We start from the raw sequence: 1,171 nt of genomic DNA, 5'->3' as shown, positions 1-1,171 counted from the left end.
GGCCGCGTCGCCCGGCGCCTGCGGCACGTCCCGCCAGTAGCGCTGACGCTGGAAGGCGTAGGTGGGCAGGTCGACGCGGCGGGCGCCGGTGAACAGCGCGGGCCACGCGACGGCCGCGCCCCGCACATACGCCTCGGCCAGCGAGGTGACGACCTGCGCCATCCCGCCTTCCCCGCGACGCAACGTGCCGACCAGCACCGCGGTGGCGCCTGCCTCCGTGACGGTCTCGTCCAGGCCGACCAGCAGCCCCGGATGGGGGCTGGCCTCCACGAAGACGCCGTAGCCGTCGTCCAGCAGCGCCCGGGCGGCGTCCTCGAAGCGCACGGTCTGCCGCAGGTTGGTGTACCAGTACTCGGCGTCCAGGGCCGCGGTGTGCGCTTTGCCGGTGACGGTCGAGAAGAACGCGATCTCCGGGGTTTTCGGGGTGATCCCGGCCAGGTCGGTCAGCAGCCGGTCCCGCAGCCCCTCCACGTACACCGAGTGCGACGCGTAGTCCACCGGGATCGTCCTGGTCTGCACGTTGTCCGCTTCCAGCCGGACGCGCAGCTCGGCGAGTGCGTCCGGAGCGCCGCAGACCACGACGGACCGCGGGCTGTTCACGACGGCGATCTGGAGGCGGCCGTCCCAGCGGGCGAGGCTCCGGGCCGCCTCACCGGCCGGAAGCGCGACCGACATCATGCCGCCCTGCCCCGCCAGGTCTTCGCGGATGGCGCGGCTGCGCAGCGCGACCACCTTCGCGCCGTCCGGCAGGGACAGCGCCCCGGCGACACAGGCCGCCGCGATCTCGCCCTGGGAGTGGCCGACGACGGCGTCCGGGACGATTCCGGCGGCCCGCCACACCTCCGCCAACGCCACCATGATCGCCCACAGGGCGGGCTGGACGACGTCCACGGCGTCCAGGGACGGCGCTCCCGGCGCACCGCGCAGCACGTCGAGCAGATCCCAGTCCACGAACGGCCGGAGTGCCGCGGCGCACTCGGTCAGCCGGGCGGCGAACACCGGGCTGGATTCCAGGAGCTCCACCCCCATGCCTGGCCACTGCGAACCCTGGCCGGGGAACACGAACACCGTGCGTCCCGGATCGCCGAACGCCGTGCCGCGCACCACGGTCTCGGCCGTGCCGCCCGCCGCGACCCGGTCGAGCCCGTCCAGCAGCGACGCGCGGTCGGCG

The 1,171-nt window shown here is 74.5% G+C and carries 1 protein-coding gene; it reads right to left on the bottom strand.

Annotation, left to right across the window (positions count from 1 at the left end):
- Positions 1-1,171, bottom strand: a 1,171-nt coding sequence (locus ACYVE7_RS34335; RefSeq protein WP_460370782.1) for an acyltransferase domain-containing protein, incomplete at both ends; no start/stop codon positions are given.

The organism is Actinocorallia lasiicapitis (genome assembly GCF_054778695.1).
This window is presented reverse-complemented; position numbering and strand designations above follow the sequence as displayed.